The organism is Streptomyces sp. NPDC002926, from assembly GCF_053591755.1.
Genome location: NZ_JBSFUK010000032.1, coordinates 1 through 17,362, shown reverse-complemented (window position 1 = coordinate 17,362; position 17,362 = coordinate 1). Strand labels below are relative to the sequence as shown.

Genomic DNA, 17,362 nt, shown 5'->3' with positions numbered 1-17,362 from the left:
CACGGGCCGGGCCCCGTGCCCCGTGCCCTACGGCATGATCACCGCCCATGAGAGCTCTTCTTGGGGTGGGACTGCCCGGATACCGGCCCGTTGACAACGACGTATGGGCGAACGACCAGGGCGATGGTGATGGCCCAGGTCGGCACCGACAAGTACTTCGGGCCGCACCCGTACGCGCCGGAGGTCCAGGGCGGTCTGCCCTTCCACGCCGCCGACCGTGCCCAGTGGGACGCGCAGTTCCCCGACCACCCGCTGACCAGGGTCAGGCGCGCCCTCGACACCCTCGCCGAGGCCGTGCAGGTGGTACCGGAGTTCGCGGCACTGCCGCCCTTCGTGCGGTAGACGTGCGCGGGAGGCCTCCCGCCATACGCCGCGCGGTGGGCCTCCTGCCGTACGGTTCCCGGCGCCCCGCTCGCGTCGCCGCGCCGGGTGCCGGGATCGGCACAGGCTCCGGGTTAGCGTGCCTATATGAAGAACGAACCCTCGTCGGCACAGCCCGGGCGCAGGTTCCGCCTGACCCGCCGTGGCCGACTGGTCCTGATCGTGCTGAGCGCGGGTCTCGTCGCGGCCGCCGCGGTGCTGGTGCCGCCGCTGCTGAAGGAGACCACGGAGAAGAAGGAGAAGAAGGAGAAGAAGGTGACACTGGTCGTGCCCGAGGGCTGGCGCGCCTCGCAGGTGTACGCGGCGGTGGACAAGGCCCTCGACGCGGTACCGGGCACCACCCGGAAGGCGGCAGGTGCGGCGAAACTGCAGCTGCCCGCCGACGCCAAGGGCAATCCCGAGGGTTATCTCTTCCCGGCCACCTATCCGGTCGACTCCAAGACCACGCCCACGACCCTGCTCAGCTACATGGTCAACACGGCCAGGGAGCGGTTCGGGGCCAAGCGCATCAGCAACGGCGCCCAGCACGGCGGAGTGACGGACTACCAGACGGTGAACATCGCCAGCATCGTGCAGGCCGAGGCCGATACGCCCCAGGACATGGGGAAGGTGGCGCGGGTCATCTACAACCGGCTCGCCCAGGGGATGCCGCTGCAGATGGACTCGACGCTGAACTACGCGCTGAACCGCAGCACCCTGGACACCACGGCGAGCGACATCAAGATCGACAGTCCGTACAACAGCTATGACCGCCAGGGGCTGCCGCCCACCCCGATCGACAACCCGGGGGAGGAGGCGATGAACGCGGCGGTCAATCCTGCGTCCGGTACATGGCTCTACTTCGTCACCGTGGCGCCGGGGGACACCCGGTTCACCTCCAGCTACGGAGAGCACCAGCGCAACGTCGAGGATTTCAACGCCAAGCGTGCGAGCGCGAGCAGCAGCGGCTGACAACCTTCAGCCAAGAGCCGGTTCGATCTCACGTTCGCCCTCCAGCAACCGCTGGATCTCACGGACCGCCGCCCGGCCCGCCCGGTTGGCGCCGATCGTCGAGGCCGATGGCCCGTATCCGACCAGATGGATGCGGGCGTCCCGGACTGCGCGGGTGCCTGCCAGCTGGATGCCGCCGCCCGGCTCGCGCAGCCGCAGCGGTGCGAGATGGTCGATCGCCGCGCGGAAACCGGTCGCCCAGAGGATCACATCCGCCTCCACCGTCCGCCCGTCGTCCCAGGCGACCCCGGTCGGAGTGATCCGGTCGAACACCGGCAGCCGGTCGAGAACCCCGTTCGCGCGGGCGCGGCGTACGGCGTCGTTGACCGGCAGCCCGGTGACGGAGACCACGCTCATCGGCGGCAGTCCGAGCCGGACCCGCTCCTCCACCATGGCCACCGCCGCCCGGCCGGCGTCCTCGTCGAACGGCCCCTCGCGGAAAACGGGGGGCCGGCGCGTCACCCAGGTCGTGTCCGCGGCCACCTCCGAGATCTCCATAAGATGCTGCGTCCCTGAGGCGCCACCGCCCACCACGATCACCCGCTGCCCGGTGAACTCCTCGGGCCCCGGGTAGTTCACGGTGTGCAACTGCCGCCCCCGGAAGGTCTCCTGGCCGGGGTAGCGCGGCCAGAACGGACGGTCCCAGGTGCCCGTCGCATTGATCAGCGCCCGCGCCGACCACGTCCCCTCCGAGGTCTCGACGAGCAGCCGCCCACCCGCGCCCTCGCGCACCGCCGTGACATCGACGGGCCGGTGGACCTTCAGGCCGAAGCGCTCCTCGTACGCCGTGAAGTACTCGCCGATCACCTCGGAGGAGGGGCGCCCTTCATCGGCTCCGGTCAGCTCCATGCCGGGCAGCGCATGCATGCCGTGGACCTTGCCGTACGTCAGCGAGGGCCAGCGGAGCTGCCAGGCGCCGCCGGCCCGCGGTGCATGGTCGAGCACCACGAAGTCGCGGTCCGGCTCCAGTCCGGCGCGTCGCAGATGGTAGGCGCCGGACAGCCCCGCCTGTCCGGCGCCGATAACGATGACGGCCACGTCGCGCACCCCGAAGTTGTTCACGGTTCTACTAACTGCGTCAGGGGCATGGACCTTCCCGCTCCGCTCCGAGGATTCGGAAGGACCGGATGATTCGGATGGGCCCGAGGGACCGGAGAGTTCGAAGGGTCAGAGGAAGTTGACCCCCTGGGCCAGCGGCAGGCTGTCCGAGTAGTTCACCGTGTTCGTGGCCCGGCGCATATACGCCTTCCAGGCGTCCGACCCCGATTCGCGGCCGCCGCCGGTCTCCTTCTCCCCGCCGAACGCGCCGCCGATCTCGGCGCCCGACGTGCCGATATTGACATTGGCGATACCGCAGTCGGAGCCGTCGGCGGCCAGGAAGCACTCCGCCTCCCGCTGGTCCTGCGTGAAGATGCTGGAGGACAGGCCCTGCGGGACCCCGTTCTGCAGCGCGACGGCCTCCGCCAGGGTCCGATAACTGAGCACGTACAGGATCGGGGCGAAGGTCTCGCGGCGCACGACGGCGGTCTGCGAGGGCATCCGCACGACCGCGGGCCGTACATACGCCGCCTCCGGCGCCTGCTCCTCCAGCTGCCGGTCGCCGCCGGTCAGGACCTTCCCGCCGTCGGCCTCGGCCGCCGCCAGTGCCTCGGTCATGGCCCGGTGCGCCGTGCCGGAGATCAGCGGGCCCACCAGGGTGGTCCCCTGGAACGGGTCGCCGACCGGCAGCTGGCCGTAGGCATGGACGATCTTCTCCACCAGCTGGTCCGCGATGTCCTCGTGGACGATCAGCCGACGCAGGCTGGTACAGCGCTGGCCCGCCGTGCCCGCGGCGGAGAAGACGATCCCGCGCACGGCGAGGTCGAGATCGGCGGACGGAGTGACGATCGCCGCGTTGTTCCCGCCCAGCTCGAGCAGACAGCGGCCGAAGCGGCTGGCCACACGCGGAGCGACCTCGCGTCCCATACGGACCGATCCCGTCGCGCTCACCAGGGCCACGCGCGCGTCGTCGACCAGCCGCTCACCTGCCCCGCGCCCGCCGAGCAGCAGCCGGTGCACGCCCGAGGGCGCACCGGTGTCGGCGGCGGCGCTGGCGAGCAGGGCGTCGCAGGCGAGAGCGGTCAGCGGGGTCAATTCCGAGGGCTTCCAGACGACTGTGTCACCGCAGACCAGTGCGAGCGCGGTGTTCCACGACCAGACGGCGACCGGGAAGTTGAAGGCGGAGATCACACCGACGACACCCAGCGGGTGCCAGTTCTCCGAGAGCCGGTGGCCCGGCCGCTCGGAGGCCATGGTCCGCCCGTACAGCTGACGCGAGAGTCCGACGGCGAACTCACAGATGTCGATCATTTCCTGTACTTCGCCGAGCGCCTCGGAACGGATCTTGCCGGCTTCGATGGTGACGAGGTCGGCCAGGTGCTCCTTGTGCTCGGTCAGCAGCTCGCCGAGCCGCTTGACCAGCGCGCCACGCTGCGGGGCGGGAACGGTACGCCACTGCCTGAACGCCTCCTCGGCAGCGCCGATCGCCGCGTCGGCGTGCTCGGGTGGCGTGGCGGGCAGCGTGAAGAGAGCCTCGCCGGTCAGCGGTGTGCGGGCGATGAGACCGCCACCGTCCGCGGGCAGTTGCGCACCGCAGCGGAGCAGACTCTCTTTCGCCCGGGTGCGCAGGGAGTCGGTGTCGGGGAGCGTGATGGCGTTGGTGGTCAAGGCGTGTCCTTGGAGAGTCCGAGGGCCCGGCGGGCCTGCCGAAGTGAAGTGTCCTGCTGAGCGGCGTAGAGGTCGAAGGGGTCGTGGACGGTGCGCTCCAGCACGCCGGAGAGCCGCTGCTGGTCGTAGTGGGCGCCGGTGACGGTGGTGTCCCGGGTGCCCTCGTCGGTGAGGTTCGACTGGAAGATCCCGGCGGCGGACGCGGGCAGGAAGTCCTCGTAGACGATGGGGTGTGCGCTCACCCAGCCTCCGTCGAGGAGGCCCGCGAGATCCTCCGGCGGGCGCCGGCCGTCGCCGGGTCGGCTCTCTTCCGGCTCGTAGCGGAAGAACGCCTTTTCCTGGACGGCCAGTTGGTGTTCGGTACGCGGGAAACGGCCGGTCCAGACCTCGGCCGGTTCGCCGATCAGCTCGTCGTAGAGGGCGCGGCCCGACCGGGTGAGCGCGATGCCGCGTGCCTCGACCTCGCCGAAACGGACCCGCAGGGAACCGGCCGCGACACTGCCGTCGGGTTCGCGGAACCGGCGGGGCTCGGCCAGCGCCCGGAACGACGTCTGGCGCAGCAGCACATCCGGGCCTTCCCAGCGCGGCGGGCCCTGGATCCGGTCGATCATCGTGATGCCGCGGTCCGCCATCCGCCGGTAGAGCTCGTCGATGTCGAGTACGCGGGGGGTGAGGTGGTTGATGTGGGTGCTGGTGACGCCGCCGACGTCGGCGGCGACGGCGGAGATCCGCTCCAGTTCCGTGTACCAGGAACGGTCCACGGGCTCGGGTGACAGCTCGAAGGCGGCGACCGCCAGAGTCAGGAAGCGCATCGCCGGGGCCTCGTCGAGGCCCTGCTCCCGCTCGGCCCGCGAGGCAAGGTCGAGGAGCTCCGGCGGGAACAGCTCGCGGCGGCCGAGGAAGGACTCCAGCCGGGCCTCGAGCCCGGCGTCGAAAAAACGCCGGTCGGCCGTGGTGAGCATGGAGGTGAAGACCCGGAAGGGGTTGCGCTCCAGCTCCTCGGCCTCGATGGGCCTGAAGGCGGTGGAGACGACCGGGACGGCGCTGGCCGCGGCCTCGCGCAGATCGTAGAAGCCGACGGGCTCCATACCCAGCGCGGCGAAGACCTGGGCGGCCTGGCGCATCTCGTGCTCGGTGCCGACGCGGATGGCACCGTGCCGCTCCGCGGTGACCCTCTCGATGCCGCCCAGCCGTCCCGCGTCGCCGTCCTTGCTGATCACCTCGTCGTTGACCTGCGCCGACACCTCCAGAAGCGTGGTGTACGCGGGAACTTCCACGCCGTACATGTCGGAGAGACGGCGGGCGAACGCGGCGCGCAGCCGCCAGGTGGGAATCATGCGTTCCTCCTTCCCTTCCGGTGTACCGCGGGATCAGATGATGTGGGCCTCGGGGCGGACGGCCGCGGCATGTCCCCCGAAGCGGGCCGCGGAGAGCGGCCCGACATCGATGAAGGGCGTCCTGTCGAGGTAGAGGTCACGCACGATCTCGCCGACCGCGGGCGCCTGCAGAAATCCGTGTCCGGAGAATCCGGTGGCGTACAGAAAGCCGCTCACCTCGCCCGCCCGGCCGATCAGCGCATTGCGGTCCGGAGTCATCTCGTACAGACCCGCCCAGCCGCTCCGGGCCTCAAGACCGGCCAGTGCTGGTGCCCGCCGGGCCGCCGCCTCCCGGAACGGCTCCAGCCACTCCTGGCTGAACTCGCGCCCGAATCCAGGCTCCTGACGTGGGTCGGACAGGCCGAGGACCAGCCCGCCCGCTCCGTCGTTGTGGAAGTAGAGCGTGGAGCCGAAGTCGAGGGTGAAGGGGACCCGGGGCGGCACCGGACTCAGTGGCCCGGTCAGTCCGATCTGCCGGCGCAGCGGGGTGACCGGCAGCTCGACCCCGGCCATCGCGCCGACAGCGGCGGACCAGGGGCCCGCGGCGCAGACCACCGCCGCTGTGCGTACGGTCCCCGACGTCGTACGCACCGCCCGCACCCGCCCGCCGTCGACATCGATGCCGGTGACCGTGCAGTGCGTACGGAGGGTCGCGCCGAGGCGCCGGGCGGCACACAGATAGCCGTGCACGGCCGCCTTCGGCAGCGCATAGCCGTCGTCGGGGGAGTACGCGGCGGCGACGATGGAGCGCGGATCCACGTAGGGGCACAGCTCGTGCGCCTCGCGGGGTGTGATGATCCCGCTGCGGACGCCGAGCTCGTTCTGCACGTCGACGGCCTGCTGGAATGTCTCCACCTCCTCCTCGCTGCCGAGGAGGAAGAGGTAGCCGACGCTCTCGATGCCGATGTCGGCCCCGGGGCGGGTGGTGAACGCCCGCCAGGCCTCCAGACTGCGCTGCCCCAGCCTGATGTTGAGCGGATCCGAGAACTGGGCGCGAATCCCGCCGATCGGCTTGCCCGACGAGCCCGACGCCGGTTCGTCGCGCTCCAGAACCAGGATGTCCCGCACCCCGGCCTCGGCCAGATGGAAGGCGACGCTCGCCCCGACGACGCCACCGCCGACGATGACGACCTCAGCGCTGTGAACCATGAAAGAGCCGTCCCCTCTGCTCGACACATCGCGGTACATCGCGGCATGAGGCGGAACCAGTGCGGTGAATCCATGGTGGACGCCACCGACTCTTCGCGTCCATTGACAGTTTCAGCAGTCGATCTTTTAGATCCTCTCTATGGAACTGGGCGGAGTACATCTGCGCGCACTGGCCGAACTCGCCCGCCACGGCACCATGACGGCGGCTGCCGCGGCGCTCGGCTACACCCCCGGCGCGATCTCCCAGCAGATCGCCCAGCTGGAGCGGACCGCGGGCGCGCAGCTGATACGCAGAGCCGGGCGCCGGGTCGAGCTCACGGACGCCGGGCACACCCTGGTCATCCACGCCGGCCACATCCTGCGGGCCCAGGCCGAGGCGGCGGCCGCCATCGAGCGCACCCGCACGGAGATCTCGGCGCGGCTGCGGCTCGGCGTGTTCGGCACAGCGGCTGCGGCCTTTCTGCCGCCCGCCCTGCGCCGGCTCGCCGAACACCACCCCGGCGTCGAGGTGGTGAGCCAGGAAGTGGACGTCGACCAGGCCCACGCGGAGGTCTCAGCCGGTCGGGTGGACCTGGCGCTCGGACTCGACTATCCGGACGCTCCGCTGGCCCGGGACGAGGTCTCCGAGCTCGTACGACTCCACTCGGAGCGCTTCACTGTGGCTGTGCCGGCCGATCAGGCGCCGCCCGCCGCGACGTCCTGGCGGCTGACCGAGCTGGCCGACCGGGACTGGATCCTGCCCGCGCACCGCACGTACTACGGACGTGCCGTACGTACGGCCTGCCGCCGGGCCGGATTCGAACCGCGCGTCGCGCACGAGGTCACCGACACCGCCACCTCCCTGGCCATGGTCGGGGCGGGGCTCGGCGTGGCGCCGCTGACCGGGCTGATGCTGAGGCTGCGCTCGGAGGGCATCGCCTCGGTGCCGCTGGACGACCTGGTCGAACGCCATGTCGTGGTGGCCGTACGCGCCGCCTCGCGGGGGCGGCCGTCGGTGGAGGTGCTCATCGAGGCACTGCGGCGGGCGGCGAGGGCCGAGCCCTGACGCCATGTGCGGCTACCGGTCACCGCGTCCGGTGGCGGGGTGCCGGACCTCGGTGGCGAACCTGCGTACCGAACCTGCCGACCGAACCTCCGTGCCGAACCCCTTGGCAGTCGCTCAGTCTGCCCTGAGCGGAGGGCCCACGGTTCCAGCCGGACGAACGGAAAAGCGGAGGGTGTGCCTCCGGGTAGTGAAGGAGGGCCTGGACTCCAGTGTCCCCGGCCGGCGAATCATCTTCGCTGTGCTGGTGGAGCGCGCGGGAAGATGCCCAGGACATCGCATGGCACCACGCTTGTCTTGCGAATTGAGGGGGTCAGCCCAGCCAACGAGCCGACCCCTCTTGCGTTCTGCGATGGCCGGCCGAGCCGGCAGTGAAGAACCGGGGTCCCAGGGCACAAGAAGCGCCCTGGGACCCTTCTTCGCTATACGCGTGTGCGGAGAAGAAGGACCATGGGCTCTTTTCCTGCCCCCTGGCCGGAGAGCCCAACTCCTGGCGATGTGAACGTGCCTGACCATGTGTCACCGTCACCAGTCAGTGCATATGAAGGCGGGTCACCGGCTCACGCTCCCGCGTCTGACGTGGAGGTGGCAGCGGCTCGGCCCAGCTCCGCCCCCGCTCCCCGTACTCTCCTTCGGGTGGAGCGGGGTGTTGAGCCCATCACTTGACTTACCGCATGAACAACCACGTACCGAGGGCGGAAGTTGCTGCCCCCGCCATGGCCGTGATGATCCGGACCGGGAGCCGGTCGGCGGTCACGCGAAAGGTGCCCACCACCAGCACAAAGTACGGCGAAGGTGTTTCCGGGTTCACGACATGCCTTTCTTTCGCATCATCGCGGGAACGGTGCGCGCGGTTCAACTTCAGCACGTTTCATGTGCGTTGACTAGCCGCGCTGGTCAGGCGCGTGAACTCGTTCACCTGCTTTTGACTACCCACTGGTTGGGGGGAGTTGGTTGCCCTGGAGCCAGTCAACGGGTGACGGATTCGCAGTACTGAGAATCTGTCACCCGCCGGCGTTGGGGATCTTTCATGTCCGCGACTCCTGGCGCGTGATGGGAGCGGTGTCCTTCAAATCTGCGACCCGCAAGGTGGATCTTTCAAATCTACGACTCCTGATGGGGGATGGACCGGATCGGCTTCCAATTCGGCGGCTGTCGGCGAGCGGCAGAGTGGACCGTCGTTCAGGTTGACGGTTTCCGACGGCTGGTGGAGAGGTCGGCGTGCAAATCGACCACTCCCGGCGGCCTATTTGGCGGTGCGCGTCGTTCATTAGCCGTGTAGCCCGTAACTCGAAAGAGTCGCGGGGCCCGGCCGGGGACAACGGTCCTGGGCAAGAGGTCCGCGAGGGCGGGTGCGGAGGCGGGGGGCAGGCACAGCCAGTCCGCTGTCCCGTCCCGGCAGGCCGGCGCTGAGGTCTGCATGTCTCCGATGAGTGCGTAATCCTCGATGCGCCCCGGCCGCGTGCATCTCATTGACTCATAAGTTCCCCGGGAGATCGAGCAGTTCCTCAGGGAACTCGCAGGTGCGTACGCAACTGCGTACGCACCTGGGCATGCCTGGGGTGGCGAACGGCTTGCGGTAGGTGACTGCAGGCGGGGCCGCGACCTGGGATGGCGGTATTCGCCACCGTTCGCCATGGTGCGGAAGTCCGCGAACGCAGCTCGATGAGAAACCGCGATTCGCATGCTGTGCGGGGTTGAGTCTCAGAACATGTTCCGACCTCGGGGGAGTTGGCAGTGGCGTGGCATGGCAGTGACAGACGCTCCAGGCTCCCCCGTAATTGGCGTGCCCTGAGAGCTCAGGTCCTGAAGCGGGACGCGTTTATGTGGGCCTGTTCCTGAGCGGCAATCGAGTGGGCGTCCGTCTCGTCCTGGATCTCCGAATTGGCCTGGGGTGTAACCCCTTTCGGATCGGCTGGGACATCGAAACGCGGGAGACGACGGGGTCTCCGGCGGTACGGTGGCCCCGCTCCATCGAGACAGGGGGAGAGCGCGATGGCCAAGTCAGCCAAGTATGAAACCGTGGCGGAGGGCATCCGTCAGGAGATCCGGGCGGGGACCTACGCGGGGGGCGTGGGCCTGGACGTGGCGGAGCTCGTGGAGAAGTACGGCACTACCCAGGCCACGGTGTCCCGGGCCCTTGCTCTCCTGGGGGATGACGGCGTGGTGGTGGCCGACGGGGACGTGTGGAACGTGGCGGAGGGCCTGATCCCGGCGGACATGGAGGGTTCAGCCGGCCGTGACGCTGCGGAACTGTCGGCCCCGGTCGTCACGGAATCCGCGGAGAAGCTGGAGGCCCGTACGGCGGCCGAGGCCAGGGAGAAAGCGGCGGCCGTAGTCGTCCACACTCCCCAGGTCCTGGAGGGTACCCGCGTGGTCACGGAGCACGTGGACCCCAATGCGGAGCGGGCGCTGAAGCGGGCGGATGTGGCCCAGGCGTACCAGGAGACCAAGACTCTGGGCCGTCAGTGGCTGGACGCGGAGGGCCGCGCGACGGAGGCCAAGCGGGCCATGTCCGCCAAGCTGATGGAGCTACGCCAGATGTTCACGTACCGGGGAGATCCGGACTACAACGGCCAGTCATCGGAGTACCAGGCCCTGGCGGCCCTCCTGTATCAGGACCTGGGCGCGGACAAGTCGGCCCAGCGGGCCATCCTCCACCACGTCGAGGACCGTAAGCGGGAGATCATCCCTCCGGCCAAGTGGGACAAGTTCGGTGTGGAGCCGCTGACGCGTGGCGAACGCGCGGGCCTGGAGAAGAAAGCGGCCAGGGCCCTGGCGGAGGTCTCCGACACGGCCAAGGCCACCGCCGAGGAGGCCCGCAAGGGAAAAGCGACCGGGGCCCAGCTCGTGACGCTCGCACAGCAGATCGAGCACGGCGTGGCCGTGTTCTCCACGACCTCCCTCCGGGTCATGTCCCCGGCCCAGCGAAGGACTTTCCGGGAGCAGATGCAAGCGACCCGGGACCAGGCGGAGGCGGCTCTCCAGGAGTTGGACTCCCTGGACGACTGACGCCAGGAGACCCGCTCCCACTCCCGGGCCCCGTTCGATCACGGGGCTGGGCCGTTTCGCGTGTCCGGGGGCAAGGAAAGTGCCCTGGGCCCCTTCCTTCCTATTTTGCGGCCTGCTCACGTGTCTCTCCCCCGGGACATGTGGGCGGGTCGCTTCGCGTTGTCTACTCGCCGCAAAGGCGTAAATGAGTTGTTGAAAGTGCAACTTCACTCCGGGCCGCATCGTGAGCACAAAGGTCCGTAACCCTCTCCGTCATGGCGTCCGCCGTGGCCGCCTTTTGGCCTGGGCGTCGTTGTCATGGACGAGGAGAACATCGAGCGGCCGGTCCCGGACACTCAGCCGGACGGAAAGCTGGCTTCCGGTTCTTGCCTGAACCACGCCACCCGCACCACCCGGCGGAGCCGTGGAACCCGCCGCCCACCGCGCGTCAGCCGGCTCCCCAACCTGCCCACACTCAGCCTGAACAGCCGAAACGGCCCGCCGAACACCCGACGGACCGTCATGAAACACCGAGGTTAACGCGCGCTTACGTAGTCGAACTAAGTGGTTTCACCGATGCGCTCGGCCGTTACTCTGCGAGAGGGTGAGGGCGTTCTGGGAGGCGGGATAATTCCGACGCGCTCGTCGTGTGACGGCGGAGCCGGAGGCTTCGCGTTTCCCACGGAAGTCAACCTTGCAAGGTGAGTCTTCCTCAACTAGCTTCGTGGAGACGGATCATGCGCTTACCTGCCCTGTCTGTCACCGTCGCGGTCCTGGCCGCGACGGTAGCGGGAGGAGCGGCTCCAGCCGCTGCCGACACCGCGGCCAGCACGGTCAACCTGGAGGCCGGTGCCGGCCTTCACCACAATTCCGCGACTGTGACCTATGAGCGTGTCGACGGCGCGGTGAACTCGGTCAAGATCATCTCGCTGCAGGCCTTCTCCGGCGAGCCCGACTGCGTCTGGGTGGAGTGGAACGACCCGAAGGACGTGGGGGACGGCTGGGCCGCCCTCAACTCCGAGCCTCCGTGTTACGGCGGCAGCATGGGGGAGACGCTCAACCGGATCATCAAGGCACCCAAGGGCCATCAGCTCAAGGTGCGCCTAGCCGCTTACCACGACGGCGGGATGGAAGTGATCCACAAGGACATCGCAAAGCTCTAGGTGTATTGACCTGAAGCGTTGTTTGCACGGCTGATCGGTGGTTGGCCGGGCTCCCCTCCGGACGTGGGCCGGGAGTGACCGGCCGGACATGAGACGTGTCCGCCTGGGGGGATGCCTGGCCCCGGACGGACACCTGGGCCCCACCTGGAGATCGGGGCCCTTCGTCGTGTCCGGCGGAGGGCGGTCACCCCAGGAAGGAGAGCCGGACCTGACGTTGGGTGTTGTCCCTGTTCGTGTCCACCAGGACCACGGATTGCCAGGTCCCCAGCTGCAGCGCTCCACCGATGACAGGGAGTGTCGCGTGGGGCGGGACGATGGCGGGGAGGACATGGTCCCGGCCGTGTCCCGGTGAACCGTGCCGATGCTGCCAACGGTTGTCCGCCGGGAGTAGCTGGTGGAGGGCCGCCAGGAGGTCCGCGTCACTCCCCGCCCCTGTCTCGATAAGGGCCAGCCCGGCAGTTGCGTGGGGTGTGAAGACGTTGAGCAGTCCGTCCCGAGCCTGGGCCACTTCACGGAGGAACGACGTACATGCGTCGGTCAAGTCGTGCACGGTTTCACTGGAGCCGGTCGTCACGTCGATGGTTCGCGTACTGAAGGTGTCAGTCATACGTCCATCCTCACGCCACTTCCCCCGGTGAGCCTGGAGGGCCCGTGTTGTGTCCGGGATCAGGCGGCCAGGTCCCGGCGGGCCGTCCGGGCGGACACGCCCACCGGCTCCGCGTACGTCGTGCCGTTGACGTCCTGGCCGTCCGCCTGCAGGGAGCCACGGCCGCCCGAATGTCCTCCAGCGAACGGCCGGGCTTGGCCGGGGCCTTGACCTTGGCCACCGGCTCCAGGCCCGGGAGAGTGTCCGGCCGGGGCCACGTCCTCGACTCCGGACGGCTTGGCCGATGGGAGCGCTCTGTTGTCGGCCGGGGAGGAATCAGGTCGTAGATCATCCTCCTCGGCGGGTACCGCCAGGGAGGATGGACGGCGCTCAGCGGTTCGGCCGGGACCGTGGACTTCGGATCGGCGCATCCGCGGCCGTCCTGGACGGTGATCGCCTCGACGTTGTGGAGCCGGGCGCCCGTCCTGAGCTTGTACGCGTAGTACACGAAGACGAGTTCGTCGTCGGCCGGAACGACGGGCAGCAGCCGCTGCTCCGTCATCCGGGGGTGCGGTGTGGTTCGGGGTCGGCCGGAGCGGTCCAGGCCCTCCATCTCCCTCGGCTCGCCGGCGGCGGGTCCATTTGTGGGCCGTGGCGCGGGAGATGCCCATCTCGGCTGCGACATGTGCGATGGGGCGGCCGGCACAGACACGTCCGACCAGCAGCCGCCTGCCGCGAACCGTCAGCCGGGCATTACGGTGGGACACGGAGGCCAGACCGGAATCAACCTGGTCGAATGACGCCCCGAGGGACTGTGCAGTCGGCTCTCTACGGGGATGATGACGTTTCTATGAAGGTATCGGCTGGTTGTGCAGTCAGGGTTGCGGAGGAGCGACCACTCGGGAATGAACACGCGGATGTGGTGGGGGAATGGAGACGCGGTGGAACCGGCGTGGGACCAGACGGCCACGATGCTGGTCGGCAGAGCTGACGAACTGAAGCGGCTCATCTCGGTGATCGGCAGTCTGGGGCAGGACGGCGTTCCCGCTGTCGTAGACATCGCCGGAGAAGCCGGCATGGGGAAGAGCCGGCTGCTGAGCGAGCTCTGTGCGCGGGCGCGGCAGGATGGGCTGACCGTGCTGCGCGGCAGGGCCACGGAGTACGAGCAGCACACTCCGTTCCAGACGTTCACGGATGCGTTCGCCGACGTCGATCGTGCCTTTCTCGACTCGGATGCCGTGCCCGAGGTGGCGGCAACGGTGCTGCGCGGAGCCGACGGTGTGCAGGGCTCGGATTCGGGTTCGGGCAACCGTGACCGTTTCGGCCTCTATCGCGCCGTCGCGGAAGTGCTGACCAGGCTCGGGGAGCGCAGCGGGTTGGTGATGGCCCTGGACGACCTGCACTGGGCGGATCCCGCGTCTTTGGAGTTGTTGGACCATGTGATCCGGCACCCGGTGGGCGGCCGGGTGCTTCTGGTCGTGGCCCGACGGGAACGGCAGACGCCGCATTCCCTTGCCGCTGCTCTGACACGCGGCGTCGACAGTGGGGCCGTACTGCGCATGGCGCTGCGACCGCTGCCCGAGCAGGCGTCGATCGAGGCGCTCGCCTCCGACCTGCCACCGGGCGACGCGAAGCAGATCTATGAATCCAGCGAGGGCAACCCGCTGTACCTCCACTGCCTTCTGCACGCCTACCGGCATGGCGCGTCGTCGCGTGGCACGACCGTCCGGGCCCACGACGACATCGCGTCCGCAGTGCCGAGCGGACTGGGATCCCTGCTTCTGGCCGAACTGACTGCGCTGACCGCGACGCAGCGCCGTACCGCCGAAGCCGTGGCGGTCCTCGGCGACCATGCCACGCCCACAATGCTGAGCCTGACGACCGGACACACCACGCCGGAGGAACTCGACGACTGCATCGGTGCACTGACGCGGCGCGATCTGCTGCGCATGGGGTCCGACGGCCGCTGGACACTGCGCCACCCGCTGCTGCGGGCACTGGTCTACGAGAACACCGCCGCACCACGCCGTGCCGAGATCCACCGTGGCGCGGCGGACGAACTGGCCCGGGCAGGTGCCTCCGCCGCCGAGCGTGCTCATCACGTCGAGCGGTCGCTGGTCGGCTGGGATCCCGTGTCGGCGGCCGTGTTGAGTGAGGCGGCCGCCCAGTGCGCCCACACGGCGCCCGCGACGGCCGCTCATCTGCTGGACGTCGTCCTCCGGCTCATGCCGGACACGCCCGCCTGCGCACAGCAGCGTGGAGAGTTGACGCTGTCGCGCGCCAGAGCACTCGCTGTGGGCGGCAGCCTGCGGGAAAGCCGTGACCTGCTCCACACGCTGATCAGTAGGTCCGGGCAGGACGACGCGTCGCTGCGCAGGGATGCGATAGCACTGTGCGCCATGATGGAACGGCATCTCGGACACTCCCCGGAAGCGACAGCCCTGCTGCAGCGGGAACTGGCCCGCAGTCCCGGCCCCGAGCCCCGCCAGGCGGTCTCCATGGGACTCGCGCTGGGCATGGCCGCCCTGAACACCGTTTCCTACCCCGACGTACGTGACGAGATCGAGCGGACGCTCGCGGTGGCCCGCTCCCACGGCGACCTCATGGGAGAGCTGGGGGCCTTGGCGCTGGGGGCGTTGGGAGAGGCATACGAAGGGGAGACGGCGGCTGCCCGCCGGTTCGCCGATGTCGCCGCCGGGCTCGCAGACGGTCTCACCGACCCCAACCTCACGGAACTGTGCGAGTCGCTGGTGTGGCTGGCCTGGGCGGAAGCCCTGCTCGAGCGCTACGCCGACGCGGAACGCCACGCCGACCGGGGTCTGGACATCGCCCGCCGCAGCGGTCAGGTCCACGTCCTGCCACACCTGCTGAGCAGCAAGGCCTTCGTGCACCTCAACACCTGTCGGCTGCCGTCCGCCCTGGAGTCGGCCGAGGAGGCGGAAGCCGTCGCACGAGCCATCGGCAGCAGCGACCTCCTGGCCTTCACTCTGTGCTTCAAGGCGCTGATCCTCCTCGTGCGGAGCCCCCTGGGTGACACCAGGGCCTTGACGACCGCCGAGGAGGCCGTGGCCGCGGCCGGTGGAAGCAGACACTGGTGGGCGTCGTTGGCCAGGTGCATGCTCGGTCACACGGCGCTCGTGAGCGGCGACCCGCACCGTGCGCAGGACGCCATCCTGAACGCCGGCGGTCCCGAACTGCTGGGGCTGCAGCCCTCCATACGCCCCGGCCAGCTGGACACCCTCGTCAGCACCGCCATCGCCATCGGCGACGCCGAGCAGGCCGCGCGCTGGGCCGCACAAGCCGTCGAGGAAGCCGACCGGATGGGTCTTCACGGTCAGCGCGGGGCGGCACTGCGCGCCGAGGCGGCGCTCGCCCAGCACCACGGTGACAGCCGCGCCGCAGCACACCTCTTCGAGCGCGCCGCGCAGGCGTACGCGCCGTCCGGTGCGACGCTCTGGGAGGCGTACTCCCTGCTGCTGGCGACCGCCCAGGCGCAGGCCGCCGGCGACGGTTCGCGCGCCGTCGCCATGTGGGAGCGGGCCCGCCGTCTCGCCGACGACGGCGGCGCGCGCCTGCTGTCCGACCTGGCCTCGATGGTGCGCCCCCAGGCCGAGGAATCCGTGCGCGCACCCACGGAGCTCGACCAACTGACCGCACGTGAACGGGAGATCGCCGAACTCGTTGCCGAAGGTCTGAGCAACCAAGCCATCGCGACGAAGCTGTACCTCAGCCGCCGCACGGTCGAAACCCACCTGTCGGCCATCTACCGGAAGACCACCGTGCCGTCCCGCTCGGCACTGGCAGGCCTCATGACGCGTGCGGCCCTGGACCGTCGCGCGTGAACAACGCACCACAGTTGAGGAACGACGCATGGCTCAGGCCGTGGCGTCCCGGTAGTCGCCGAGGCAGCGGAAGGCGCCCCCGGACACCCGGAACAGGTACATCGCGTCCGTGTAGCGGTAGGTGGACGAGTCGTAGCGCAGCCGTTTGGTGTTCCCCCGGTAGTCGGTCTCGCGCAACCGGCCCACGATCGCGCCCCGCTCCGCGCGCGCCGCGCCCAGCGCCGTCATGGCGCGGGCCACGAAGTGCGTCGCGTCGTAGGCCTCGGCGGAGTACCAGGGCGGGGCGGTGCCGAAGCGTGCGCGGTAGGCGGTGACGAACGACTTCGCGGCAGTCACCGTGGTCGGATCGAGGAAGGCGGTGGCGAACACCCAGCCCTCGGCGGCATCGCCCGCCGAGGCGAGGAAGCGGGAGTCGAGGGCGCGCTGGGTGGCCAGCCGCGCACCGGAGTAGCCGGCGGAGCGCAGCGCGCGGGCCAGCCGCGCGGCCCGCGCGTACCCGCCGGCGAACACCACCGCGTCCGCTCCGGCATCCGTCACCGACTCCGCGAGGATACGGAAGCCGTCGGCCGAGTCGTCCTCGGTGGCGAGGGTGCGCCGAACCGTGGTGCGCTGCCCGGATCGCACGGCCTCGTCGACGCCCGCGCACAGACGCCAGCTGAAGTCGCCCTCAGCGGCGTCGTCGATCAGCACCGTGTTGTGGGTCCCGGCGGTGCGGACGAGGTACGCGACGACCGGCGCCGCCAGGGTCGTGTCGTTGGGGCGGGTGGCCGTGTACACCCGGTAGGTGGTGGGGGAGACATCGTCGAGTCCGACCGACACGGAGACCATCGGGAGCAGTGCCTGCTGGTAGAGGCCGAGGGTGGCCTTCGCACAGGCATCGGTGGTCGGCCCGAGCACCGCGCGGACACGCTCGTCGGCCGCCAGTCGCCGGGCGACCTGGCGTGCCAGGGTCGCGCTGCCTTCGTCGTCGTGCACCTGGAGTGTCAGGTCGAAGCCGCGGCCGGCGCGGGAGTTGAGGTGGTCGACGGCGAGCCGTACGCCGTTCTCGTGGGCGCGGCCCGTCGTACGGCCGCTGCCGCTCAGGTCGGCGTGCAGGGCGACCACCAGCCGCGGCAGCCGCGCCTCGGCGCCCGCCG

At 69.7% G+C, this 17,362-nt stretch carries 11 protein-coding genes and 2 pseudogenes; 6 read left to right on the top strand and 7 right to left on the bottom strand.

The genetic code is table 11. The features are described 5' to 3' along the window. Positions 1 to 120 precede the first annotated feature (120 nt). Positions 121 to 342, top strand: a pseudogene (locus tag ACWDZ6_RS29145) (hypothetical protein); the annotation flags it as partial. 126 nt (positions 343 to 468) lie between these two features. Beyond that, positions 469 to 1,332 carry an endolytic transglycosylase MltG gene (gene mltG / locus ACWDZ6_RS29140; RefSeq protein ID WP_451505220.1) on the top strand — a complete coding sequence of 288 codons (864 nt, stop codon included), beginning with the start codon at positions 469 to 471 and terminating at the stop codon, positions 1,330 to 1,332. A gap of 6 nt (positions 1,333 to 1,338) precedes the next feature. On the opposite strand, the gene ACWDZ6_RS29135 is transcribed toward mltG, so the two are convergent. From ACWDZ6_RS29135 to ACWDZ6_RS29120, 4 genes are all read right to left on the bottom strand, one after another. Then, complete coding sequence (locus ACWDZ6_RS29135; RefSeq protein ID WP_451505219.1) at positions 1,339 to 2,433, bottom strand: NAD(P)-binding domain-containing protein; 1,095 nt, start codon at positions 2,431 to 2,433, stop codon at positions 1,339 to 1,341. 105 nt (positions 2,434 to 2,538) lie between these two features. Further along, the gene (gene amaB / locus ACWDZ6_RS29130; protein WP_451505218.1) at positions 2,539 to 4,077 is read right to left on the bottom strand and encodes an L-piperidine-6-carboxylate dehydrogenase; all 1,539 of its coding nucleotides are present in this window, start codon (positions 4,075 to 4,077) and stop codon (positions 2,539 to 2,541) included. Beyond that, complete coding sequence (hglS, locus tag ACWDZ6_RS29125; protein ID WP_451505217.1) at positions 4,074 to 5,414, bottom strand: 2-oxoadipate dioxygenase/decarboxylase; 1,341 nt, start codon at positions 5,412 to 5,414, stop codon at positions 4,074 to 4,076. Before hglS ends, amaB begins: the two co-directional genes overlap by 4 nt. A gap of 33 nt (positions 5,415 to 5,447) precedes the next feature. Next, positions 5,448 to 6,602: an NAD(P)/FAD-dependent oxidoreductase gene (locus ACWDZ6_RS29120; RefSeq protein ID WP_451505216.1), complete on the bottom strand. Its 1,155-nt coding sequence runs from the start codon at positions 6,600 to 6,602 to the stop codon at positions 5,448 to 5,450. 139 nt (positions 6,603 to 6,741) lie between these two features. Here ACWDZ6_RS29120 and ACWDZ6_RS29115 point away from each other — a divergent pair, with 139 nt between their 5' ends. From ACWDZ6_RS29115 to ACWDZ6_RS29105, 3 genes are all read left to right on the top strand, one after another. Next, on the top strand, positions 6,742 to 7,647 hold the full coding sequence (locus ACWDZ6_RS29115) for a LysR family transcriptional regulator (RefSeq protein WP_451505215.1): 906 nt from the start codon (positions 6,742 to 6,744) through the stop codon (positions 7,645 to 7,647). Between the two features lie 1,992 nt (positions 7,648 to 9,639). Then, positions 9,640 to 10,656 (top strand): GntR family transcriptional regulator, encoded by a 1,017-nt coding sequence (locus ACWDZ6_RS29110; RefSeq protein WP_451505214.1) that lies wholly within the window; start codon positions 9,640 to 9,642, stop codon positions 10,654 to 10,656. Positions 10,657 to 11,372: 716 nt separating this feature from the next. After that, the gene (locus ACWDZ6_RS29105; protein WP_451505213.1) at positions 11,373 to 11,798 is read left to right on the top strand and encodes a hypothetical protein; all 426 of its coding nucleotides are present in this window, start codon (positions 11,373 to 11,375) and stop codon (positions 11,796 to 11,798) included. A 184-nt stretch (positions 11,799 to 11,982) separates the two neighbouring features. Here ACWDZ6_RS29105 and ACWDZ6_RS29100 read toward each other — a convergent pair whose 3' ends face one another. Further along, the gene (locus tag ACWDZ6_RS29100; RefSeq protein WP_366732685.1) at positions 11,983 to 12,405 is read right to left on the bottom strand and encodes a secondary thiamine-phosphate synthase enzyme YjbQ; all 423 of its coding nucleotides are present in this window, start codon (positions 12,403 to 12,405) and stop codon (positions 11,983 to 11,985) included. A 523-nt stretch (positions 12,406 to 12,928) separates the two neighbouring features. Continuing rightward, positions 12,929 to 13,151, bottom strand: a pseudogene (locus tag ACWDZ6_RS29095) (leucine zipper domain-containing protein); the annotation flags it as partial. A gap of 138 nt (positions 13,152 to 13,289) precedes the next feature. Between ACWDZ6_RS29095 and ACWDZ6_RS29090 the strand changes: the two are divergent. Continuing rightward, a complete protein-coding gene (locus tag ACWDZ6_RS29090) occupies positions 13,290 to 16,226 on the top strand; it encodes an ATP-binding protein (protein ID WP_451505212.1) in 2,937 nt (978 codons plus the stop codon). Between the two features lie 33 nt (positions 16,227 to 16,259). Here ACWDZ6_RS29090 and ACWDZ6_RS29085 read toward each other — a convergent pair. Further along, positions 16,260 to 17,362 (bottom strand): branched-chain amino acid ABC transporter substrate-binding protein (locus ACWDZ6_RS29085; RefSeq protein ID WP_451505211.1); only part of this gene is annotated, 1,103 nt, incomplete at its 5' end.